This is a genomic window from Azospirillum soli, from assembly GCF_017876165.1.
Lineage (GTDB): Bacteria > Pseudomonadota > Alphaproteobacteria > Azospirillales > Azospirillaceae > Azospirillum > Azospirillum soli.
This window is the reverse complement of sequence record NZ_JAGINQ010000033.1, coordinates 50,358-57,410: the sequence shown is the minus strand read 5'-3', so window position 1 is coordinate 57,410 and position 7,053 is coordinate 50,358. Positions and strand designations below refer to the sequence as shown.

The 7,053-nt window shown below is 67.2% G+C and carries 8 protein-coding genes and 1 rRNA gene; 8 read left to right on the top strand and 1 reads right to left on the bottom strand.

Annotated features, from left to right (window positions below; genetic code table 11):
• A 5S ribosomal RNA gene (gene rrf / locus J2852_RS32460) occupies nt 1-75 on the top strand; the annotation flags it as partial.
• 297 nt (nt 76-372) lie between these two features.
• Entirely contained in the window at nt 373-1,476 is a 1,104-nt protein-coding gene (locus tag J2852_RS28900) for a PQQ-dependent sugar dehydrogenase (RefSeq protein ID WP_343206844.1), read from the top strand.
• Nucleotides 1,477-1,480: 4 nt separating this feature from the next.
• Here the strand turns inward: J2852_RS28900 and J2852_RS28895 are convergent, their stop codons facing one another.
• Nucleotides 1,481-1,924: a GlcG/HbpS family heme-binding protein gene (locus tag J2852_RS28895; RefSeq protein ID WP_209882368.1), complete on the bottom strand. Its 444-nt coding sequence runs from the start codon at nt 1,922-1,924 to the stop codon at nt 1,481-1,483.
• Between the two features lie 181 nt (nt 1,925-2,105).
• Between J2852_RS28895 and J2852_RS28890 the strand changes: the two genes are divergently transcribed.
• The 6 genes from J2852_RS28890 (at nt 2,106) to J2852_RS28865 (ending at nt 6,852) form a co-directional block, all read left to right on the top strand.
• Nucleotides 2,106-2,687 carry a papain-like cysteine protease family protein gene (locus J2852_RS28890; RefSeq protein WP_209882366.1) on the top strand — a complete coding sequence of 194 codons (582 nt, stop codon included), beginning with the start codon at nt 2,106-2,108 and terminating at the stop codon, nt 2,685-2,687.
• A gap of 101 nt (nt 2,688-2,788) precedes the next feature.
• Nucleotides 2,789-4,810 carry an ATP-binding response regulator gene (locus J2852_RS28885; protein WP_209882364.1) on the top strand — a complete coding sequence of 674 codons (2,022 nt, stop codon included), beginning with the start codon at nt 2,789-2,791 and terminating at the stop codon, nt 4,808-4,810.
• 147 nt (nt 4,811-4,957) lie between these two features.
• Nucleotides 4,958-5,431, top strand: coding sequence for a YchJ family protein (locus J2852_RS28880; protein ID WP_209882361.1), 474 nt, complete (start codon nt 4,958-4,960; stop codon nt 5,429-5,431).
• A gap of 170 nt (nt 5,432-5,601) precedes the next feature.
• Nucleotides 5,602-6,363 (top strand): YkgJ family cysteine cluster protein, encoded by a 762-nt coding sequence (locus J2852_RS28875; RefSeq protein ID WP_209882359.1) that lies wholly within the window; start codon nt 5,602-5,604, stop codon nt 6,361-6,363.
• Nucleotides 6,364-6,473: 110 nt separating this feature from the next.
• Complete coding sequence (locus J2852_RS28870) at nt 6,474-6,644, top strand: hypothetical protein (RefSeq protein WP_209882357.1); 171 nt, start codon at nt 6,474-6,476, stop codon at nt 6,642-6,644.
• A gap of 25 nt (nt 6,645-6,669) precedes the next feature.
• Nucleotides 6,670-6,852: a hypothetical protein gene (locus J2852_RS28865; RefSeq protein ID WP_209882355.1), complete on the top strand. Its 183-nt coding sequence runs from the start codon at nt 6,670-6,672 to the stop codon at nt 6,850-6,852.
• Nucleotides 6,853-7,053: the final 201 nt, after the last annotated feature.

Below are 7,053 nucleotides of genomic sequence, written 5' to 3'. Positions count from 1 at the left end.
CGAACTCGGCCGTGAAACGCCTCAGCGCCGATGGTACTGCGTCTTAAGACGTGGGAGAGTAGGTCGCCGCCAGGTCGCCACGACGCGCACAGCTCAACAACACCAACAACGGCCACACACAACGAACGCTCAACGCACCGTCACTTGCAACGTCTTCCCAACGATCACCGAAACCGGCCGCCCCCAAACAGGGGCGGCCGGTTTCGCGTTTGCGAGCGGTGCCTAGGCGGAACGGAGGAGCTTGTCCACGACCGTTCCGCGCTTACCTACGCTTGCGGTGTTAAGACGTGGGAGGATCGTATGCGCATTGCCGGAACCGCAGCCACTGTGAGCGCTTTTGTGAGCGCCCTTGCGCTTGCCGCTTGTCTCGGCGTGAGCGACGCGCGTGCGGTGGATCAGGTTTTCCGGACGGAAAAGGCTGCGGTCCAGGTGAAAACCTATGCGGGGGGGCTCAGCCATCCCTGGGGAATCGCCTTCCTGCCCGACGGCCGCATGCTGGTCACGGAAAAGGGCGGCACCCTGCGGATGGTGTCCGCCGACGGCAAGCTGTCCGAGCCACTGCGGGGCGTGCCCAAGGTCGACGACCGGGGGCAGGGCGGACTGCTCGACGTGGCGCTCGACCCGGATTTCGTGCGCAACCGCCTCGTCTATCTCAGCTTCTCGGAACCGGGGGAGGGCGGAACGAACTCGACCGCCGTGGCGCGGGGGGCGCTGAGCGCCGATGGGCGTTTGCTGGAGGGCGTCCGCGTCATCTTCTCGCAGAAGCCGAAGGTGCAGAGCCGGATGCACTACGGATCGCGGCTCGTCTTCGACCGGCAGGGGCATCTGTTCGTGACGTTGGGCGAGCGGTCGGAGATGCGCTTCCGCACCCAAGCACAGGAACTCAACTCGCATCTGGGCAAGGTGGTGCGCATCAATCCGGACGGGTCGGTGCCACCGGACAACCCCTTCGTCAACCGGCCCGGCGCCCTGCCGGAGATCTGGTCCTACGGCCATCGCAATTCGCAGGGCGCGGCCTTGAATCCGCAGACCGGCCAGTTGTGGATGAACGAGCATGGGCCGCGCGGCGGCGACGAAATCAACGTGCCCGAGCCCGGCAAGAACTACGGCTGGCCGGTGGTGTCCTACGGTGTGAACTACGACGGGACGCCGGTCGGCACGGGCAAGCAGAGCGCGCCGGGCATGGAGGAGCCGATCTACCACTGGACGCCGGTGATCGGCTCCTCCGGCATGGATTTCTATACCGCCGATCTGATTCCGGGCTGGAAGGGCAGCCTGTTCAACGGCGGGCTGGCCACGGCCGAGGTGGTTCGCCTGGAGCTGGACGGCAAGCGCGTAACCCACGAGGAGCGGATGTTCGCCACGCTCGGCAAGCGCATCCGCCAGGTCAAACAGGGGCCGGACGGAGCGCTGTACCTGCTGACCGACGAGGACAGCGGCGAAATCCTGCGCGTCGCTCCCGCCGGGAAAGGCTGAGCGGCTATTCCACCCCGCCCGTGTCGGCGACGAGCCCGACGGACTCGATGCCGGCGACGGCGCACAACTCGTCGTTCTCCGACACGTCGCCGGTGACGCCGACCGAACCGATGATGCGGCCGTCCTTGGAGCGGATCAGCACCCCGCCCGGAACCGGAACCATCAGCCCGCCGGCCAAGTCGGAGGCGGCGTTGAAAAACGCAGGCATCTTGGCGGCCCGGCGGGCCAGTTCGCGCCCGCCAAACCCCATGCCGAGCACGCCCCAGGCCTTGCCCATGGCGATTTCCGGCCGCAGCAGGCTGGAGTCGTCCTCCCGCTTCAGCACTTTCAGGTGGCCGCCGGCATCCAGAACGGCGACGGTCAGCGGCTGGAATTTCTTCTCCCGCCCGGTCTCCAGGGTTTTGTTCGCAATGGCGTCGGCCATCGACAGAGTCAGTGTCTGTGTCATTGGGGTGTGGTCTCCCGAATGTCGGGGTTTTCGGCCCAAGCACAAACAGGCGAGGATGGATTTCGACGCGCCGAAACCTGTGCGGTCGTTTGAGACGCGGGCGAACGACCGGGCTTGGTGGCTGTTGTTCGGGTCTTGCGGGCTTGCTGGCCCGAACGACGGCACCATGGATGGCCCCGCCATGTCTTTCCGTTTCAGCATGATTCTGTCGGCTCTTCTCTGCTGCGGTTCGGCCATGGCGGGACCGGCGCCGGTGAACGTCGATCTCGGCATTCCGAACATCCGGCAGGACACGCCCAACTGGTGCTGGGTCGCCACGGCCAAGCAGGTCATCCGCTGGACGATGCCGGAATTCGACCTGCCCCAGTGCCGCATGCTGGAAATCGCCAGGAACGTCCCCCCCGGCGAATGCTGTGACCACCCGGAGCACTGCCGGCAGGACGGCACGCTGGTCGGAATCGGGCATCTGATCGAGCTGTTCACCGGCGTCGCAGCCAAGCCCGCGCCCTTTTTCGACGTGGACCGCATGCACCGGCTTCTGCAAGGCGGGCGGCCGGTCGTGCTGGCCCTGCAGAACGGGCCGGAGCAAGGGCACGCGGTGGTGCTGCGCGGCATCGAGTACATGCAGACCTTGCGCGATGCCGTCCCGATTCTGCTGGTGAACGATCCCTTCAGCGATCATCCGGACCGCACGGACCGAATCCCCTATGAACTGTTGCAGCCGCATTTGGCCGGTGGTGTCGTCCCCGATGTGGGGCGGTGATCGGGGGGCCCATAGTTCTTTCGTCCAATTTCTGGTGGTGCGGTGAACAACTGAGGAGAAAAACAGTTAGAGATCTCCGGTGAGGGTTTCCGGGGCATTCCATGCCATCTGTCGAGGAACTGCTGAAGGAGCGGGATGAGCTGCGCAGCCGGCTCTCGGTCCTCGACCAGGAGCTGGAACAGGCGCTGGTCGCGGCCGAGGACGCGCGCGAACGGGCCGATCGGCTTGCGGCCGAGCGCGTGGAAGTGGATTCCGCGCTGGAAGCGCACGAGCGTGAGGCCGCCGCGCTGCGCTCCCGGTTGGCGGAGGCCCAGCGAGAGGCCGCCGATCTCGCCGGGCGGCTGGAACGGCTGCAAGGCGAGTTGCTGTCCAGCCGGGCGGCCAAGTCCAACCTCGGCAAGCCCGACCCGGGTTCGAACCTGAACGAGGAACTTCAGGACTTCGCCGAGCATCTGGAGCAGGCCAACGCCTCGCTGGAGCGGCGCGTTCACGACCGCACGGCCGAACTGGCCAACGCCTTCGCCGCGCTGCGTGAACGCGACGAGCGGCTGCACTTCGCCCAGACCGCCGCCGGGGCGGGCATGTGGGACTGGCACATCGCCAGGGGTTCCGTCGTCTGGTCGCGGGAGTGCTACGAACTCTGCGGCATTCCGCCGGGCAGCATCGAACCGTCGCTGGACGGCTGGCTGTCCGCCATCCTGCCGGAGGACCGGCCGGCGGCGGAGGCCTCCATCCAACGCATTCTGCGGAATGGAGACCGGGAGTTCCGCGCCGAATTCCGCATCCTTCACCCCGCCAAGGGGTTGCGCTGGATCGCCGGACGCGGCCGGGTGCTGGAGCGTGACCCGGATGGCAGACCGCAACGGCTGATCGGCCTGATCTTCGACGTCACCGAAACCAAACACCTGGAGGACGAACTGCGCCGGGCCAAGGAAACGGCGGAGCGCGCCGACCGCGCGAAGACTCAGTTCCTTGCCGCCGCCAGCCACGACCTGCGCCAGCCGATCCAGGCTGCCGCCCTTTACGCCGAACTGCTGCGCCGGCACGCGGAGAAGATCGGGGTGGCGGATTTGTTCGAGCTGCTTCAGGCCTCCATCGCTTCCCTGCATTCCATGCTCAACGGGCTGCTCGACCTGTCGCGGCTGGAGGCGGGGGTGGTGGAGCCCGCACCGGTCAACTTCGACCCGGATCCGCTGCTGTTCCGTCTGGTCAGCGAGTTCCGGGCGGAGGCCCAGTCGCAGAAGGTGGAGCTGCGCTGCCGCCCCTTCGGCCAGCCGATCCTGACGGATCCGCAGATGCTCGACCGCATCCTGCGCAATCTGGTGTCCAACGCGATCAAGCATGGCGCCTCGTCGGGATCGGGCGGTGCCGTGCTGATCGCCTGCCGCCGCCGCGCCGACCATGCGGAGTTCCAGGTCTGGGACAACGGGCCGGGCATCCCGCCGGAACATCTCGACACCATTTTCGAGGAGTTCCACCAGCTGAACAACCCGGAGCGCAGTTCCACCAAGGGCTTCGGGCTCGGCCTGTCGATCGTCGCGCGGATGGCGCGGCTGTTGGGCCTGCGCGTCGGCGTGCGCTCGGTCGTCGGGCGCGGTTCGCTCTTCACCGTCTCCGTTCCCCTGGCGGGCTCGGCGGTCCCTGCCTGCCCGGTCCTGGCATCGCCGGCTCCGGCTCCGGCCACGGCGCCGAGCGGTGTCACCCCTCTGACACCGGACTTCGCCGGCCATGTCGCCCTCGTGGTGGAGGACGACGACAACATCCTCAAGGGCATGTCCATGATGCTGGAGGACTGGGGCATCCGGGTCGTGGCCGCCCACACGCCGGACGAACTGGCCTCCCGGCTCGACGGAGTCCCAGCCGTTCCCAGCGTGATCATCGCCGACCACCGTCTGCCGGGCGGAGCGACCGGCCGCACGGTGGTGGAGATGGTGCGGCGACGCTGGAAGGTGCCGGCGATCATCGTGACCGGCGACACCGCCCCGGAACGCCTGCGCGAGGCGAAGTCCATCGGCTGCCGTCTGATGCACAAGCCCGTCCAGCCGCGCGAGTTGGCGGAGACCCTGGCGAGGGTGATCCGGGAAGGGCGGGCGCCGTGCAAGGCCTGTGGGGCGGGCGGGTGAGGCTTTCGTCCATCTCGCGACGGCGAAGGCCCCGGTCCCTGGCTGACGGTCCTTGGTTGACGGGGGCGAAGGCTTTGATCTATCCCGCTGATACCGATGACCCGGGCGGATGCGGCCCTGGTTTTCCACCCAGTCCAGGATCGCTTCATGACCTCCTGCCCCTGTTGCTCCGACCGTTCCTTCGACGAGTGCTGCGGCCCGATCCTCGCCGGCGCGCCGGCTCCGAGCGCCGAGGCGCTGATGCGGTCCCGCTATACCGCCTTCGTCCGCCATGACCTCGACCATGTGGAACGCACCCACGCACCGGAGATCCGCGAGGACTTCAACCGGGCGGAGGCCGAGCGCGTGGCCGACGAATGCGACTGGCAGCGCCTGGAGGTACTGCGCGCCACCGAGGACGGCGACGCCGGCATGGTCGAGTTCCTGATCCATTTCCGCCGCGACGGGCTGGACATGCGACATCATGAACGCGGGGTCTTCCGCCGCGAGGACGGCAACTGGCTCTACGTCAGCGGCGAGGTAAACCCTAAGGGCGAACCGCGCCGGGTGGTGAAGGTCGGGCGCAACGAGCCCTGCCCCTGCGGTTCCGGCAAGAAGTACAAGACCTGCTGCGGCGCGTGATCCCAAGTACCGATGAGTTGGTCTCATCGGTACTTGGGATCGGCGGCGACTGCCGCCGCGCCGCTCATGCGGCGGAGCCAAGCGAGCGGATGCTCGCGCCGGCGATTGAGGCCCGGTGATCGGTTCCGATCACCGGGATTTGGTACTAGGCTGAACGGGGCGTCCCCGCCATGGAACCGCGCTTTTCCTGCACCGCCTGCGGCAAATGCTGCCACGGCTGGCTGCCGCTGACGCTGAAGGACGCCGTCGCCCACGCCGGCCGCTTTCCGCTGGCCATGGTGTGGACGCCGGTGCGGTCGAACGCGAAGTCCTACGATCTCGCCACGCGGCTCGGCCAGACGGTGCGACTGCCCAACCGCAAGACGGTGGCGGTATTGGTCCAGCCGACCGCCTATCTGCCGCCCTCCTACCCATGTCCGGAACTGCGGGCGGACAATCTCTGCGGCATCCACGCGGACAAGCCGTCGCGCTGCCGGACCATGCCCTTCTACCCGTATCGGGATGAGAAGGACCAAGCCGACCTGCTGATTCCCCGCAAGGGCTGGCAGTGCGACGTCTCGGCGGCGGCGCCGGTCGTCTACAGCAACCACGCGATCCTCGACCGCGCCGACTTCGACCGGGAACGGGGCGAGTTGCTGGAACAGGCTCCGGTCATGCGGACCTACGTCGATTACATCCTGAAATACATGCCCTGGACGCTCAACGATCTGGCGAAGATGGCGGCGAAGCCGACCGGCGGCAACCTCGTCACCAGCCTGTCCTCCTTTCTGACCGCCACCCGCCGGCCGGACGCCAAAGCCCTGGCGGCGGCCCAGGCACCCCTGATGCACGCCCTGGCGGAGCGGACCCGGAACGACCCGGCCCTGGTCGACTATCACCGCAGCTACAGCGGTTGGGCCAAGGAGATGGACAGCCTCGCGCGGCGTCCCTGACCGCGCCCCGCCTCGCCCCGATCCGGAAGGAGTCGTCCGGAGTGGTGGAACCGAGCAACCCCCGGCCTGTTTGTCCTCGGATTGACGACGGCTTTGGAGGCGAGGGGAACATGGAACAACACGATTACGTGCGCCACACGCTTGATTGCCTGGAAGAGGCGCAAGCGGCTCTTCGTCTCGCCCAGCGCAAGGGACAGATCGAGCCGAAGGACGAAACGCAGTTGATCCGCAGCCTCGACACCCTGACCGAACGCATCAGCCGCGTGCAGCAATCGCACTGACGGGCAAAGGGGGAAGGGAAGTCGCATGAACAGACAGCAATCGGACGAGAATGGTTTAAGACGCAACGCCGCCGACGTCCTGCGGGCGTTCGAGGCCGGGCGGCTTCTGCCGAAGGCCGAGGCGGTGCCGCACCTGCGGGGACTGCTGGAATCCCGGATCGACGAGTTGTCGTGCCGGCTCACCGGCACTCATACCAAGGCCCAATGAGAACAACTCATTGGGCCTTGGTATCGGCGGCGACCGCCGCCGCGCGGGCACATGCCCGCGGAGCCAAGCGAGCGGACGCTCGCGCCGGCGATTGAGGCCCGGTGATCGGTTCCGATCACCGGGATTTGGTATCAGGCGCCGGGCAACGCGACTGGCAAACGCGCCTGAGATATAAGCGGACAAGCAAAACCTAAGCGGACA

Bases quoted from the DNA above. Each gene is read 5' to 3' on its own strand.
- J2852_RS28880 (WP_209882361.1), top strand. From the start codon at position 4,958: ATGACCTCCTGCCCCTGTTGCTCCGACCGTTCCTTCGACGAGTGCTGC.
- J2852_RS28870 (WP_209882357.1), top strand. From the start codon at position 6,474: ATGGAACAACACGATTACGTGCGCCACACGCTTGATTGCCTGGAAGAG.
- J2852_RS28885 (WP_209882364.1), top strand. From the start codon at position 2,789: ATGCCATCTGTCGAGGAACTGCTGAAGGAGCGGGATGAGCTGCGCAGC.
- J2852_RS28865 (WP_209882355.1), top strand. From the start codon at position 6,670: ATGAACAGACAGCAATCGGACGAGAATGGTTTAAGACGCAACGCCGCC.
- J2852_RS28890 (WP_209882366.1), top strand. From the start codon at position 2,106: ATGTCTTTCCGTTTCAGCATGATTCTGTCGGCTCTTCTCTGCTGCGGT.
- J2852_RS28895 (WP_209882368.1), bottom strand. From the start codon at position 1,924: ATGACACAGACACTGACTCTGTCGATGGCCGACGCCATTGCGAACAAA.
- J2852_RS28875 (WP_209882359.1), top strand. From the start codon at position 5,602: ATGGAACCGCGCTTTTCCTGCACCGCCTGCGGCAAATGCTGCCACGGC.